2 protein-coding genes are annotated in these 1,728 nt (G+C 37.5%); both read left to right on the plus strand.

The genetic code is table 11. The features are described 5' to 3' along the window. Positions 1 to 768: eCIS core domain-containing protein (locus ACY65O_RS21220; protein ID WP_462222860.1), on the plus strand; the 768-nt coding region annotated here is incomplete at its 5' end. A 60-nt stretch (positions 769 to 828) separates the two neighbouring features. Continuing rightward, on the plus strand, positions 829 to 1,647 hold the full coding sequence (locus ACY65O_RS21225) for a peptidoglycan-binding protein (protein WP_462222861.1): 819 nt from the start codon (positions 829 to 831) through the stop codon (positions 1,645 to 1,647). Positions 1,648 to 1,728 lie beyond the last annotated feature (81 nt).

Raw genomic sequence — 1,728 nt, forward strand, 5'->3', positions numbered from 1 at the left:
AAACTGCACACCGGTACTGTTGCTGCAAAATCGGCACAATCAATAAATGCTTTGGCCTATACGTCGGGAAACAATATTGTTTTTAATGACGGGCAATATTCTCCCAATACTGAAAGCGGTAAAAAATTATTGAGTCATGAGTTAACGCATGTAGTGCAGCAAACCAATAATATTCAACCTTACAGAAAAACTGAAAAGCAGGACAAAACAAAAAATAAACTTCACTCTTTCAATTTTGGAAGGTCGGATACTGCAACACTAAAAGAAGATTCTTTTGATACTACAACAGATATTGAAACAAAACCGTGGATTAAATTGATAACTGTAGAACTTAAAACAAAAAAGAAAGACGTTAATAACGTAGAGATGTGGACGGGTGATGCCAGTGTAGAGTATTATGATAATGCTGCCAAGTGGGCCAATTTTACGTTTACAGTTGCAGCAGGTTCTGCCGAACTTGGAAAAACATCATCCGGTAATTTTAAAGTAACCCGTATTGAGGGAGATGGTTATAACAGTGGTAAATATTCTGACGATGCTGATACATCTAACAGGGAAGGACCACGTAAACGATACTCGAAAGATTTAAGCGCCAATATGAGTTTTGCTGTTTTTTATCATGGGGGTGAAGCATTGCATGCAGGCCCGTTAGACTGGAGTTCTCACGGATGTGTGCATGTGGATTGGAGCGATACCTCTTTAATACAGCAAATAAATTATCACAGTGTAATTGGTTTAACTAAGGTTGTTGTAAAACCTTATAAATAAACAATTGATAAATCTGCTGTAAGAAAAATATTTATTCAGCACAATAAAATATTAGCCACCATGCAAAAAACAACCTATCAAAAAGAACTTGTTATAAGCGCAACACAAAAAAAGAATGGCGCAGACAATACAAAAAAAGATGTGATGAAAATTCAGTCGTTGCTTAATTTATTTTCAATGGTTAACCCGGCTGCAATAACCTCTACAGGCATTGATGGCGACTTTGGTACAGCAACTGAACAGGCAGTTATAAATTTTCAAAAAGCAAAAGCCATTCCGCAATCGGGCATTGTAAACCAGCAAACATTCAGCCTTATGTGTGAGCCAATGAAAAATGCTTTTGAAGGAAATATAACAGGAGCAGGCTTAAGGCAATTAGTGGTTAATACAGCCATGAATCATATTAAAAACCGCCCCTTTGAATTGGTAATAAATCAACAAAGCAACAGTGGCCCGTGGGTAAGGGCATACATGGATGGCAATGAAGGTACACCATGGTTTTGGTGCATGGGTTTTGTGCAGGCCATTATCGATCAGGCAGCATCATTGCAGGGCAAAAATTTTAAAACATTAATGCCACTTACTTACAGTTGCGATACGGTTGGTACAACTGGTTTACAAAAAGGTTTGCTGCGGCGCTTTACTGCTGTACGCAACAATCCTTCGCTGGTAAAGCCCGGAGATATTTTTCTTTTACAAAAAACACCACACGACTGGATTCATACAGGCATTATAACAGCCATAGGTAACGGTATTTTTGAAACGGTGGAAGGTAATACCAATAATGGTGGCTCCAGTAATGGTAATGCCGCTTTAAAAAGAATAAGAAATTTTATGCAATCTAAACTGGATATTTTTTCTATTGAGCCACTGGTGTAGGTAAAATTATTTTAGTTTGGAATCTTATAACAAACAATATCATCCATCAGTTAACTCAGTTGCTTCAACTGCAGGTAAATC

The organism is Ferruginibacter sp., assembly GCF_031430955.1.
GTDB lineage: Bacteria > Bacteroidota > Bacteroidia > Chitinophagales > Chitinophagaceae > Ferruginibacter.

What these genes read in the sequence shown, in the direction of transcription:
- ACY65O_RS21225 (WP_462222861.1), top strand. Translation starts at nt 829, where the DNA reads ATGCAAAAAACAACCTATCAAAAAGAACTTGTTATAAGCGCAACACAA.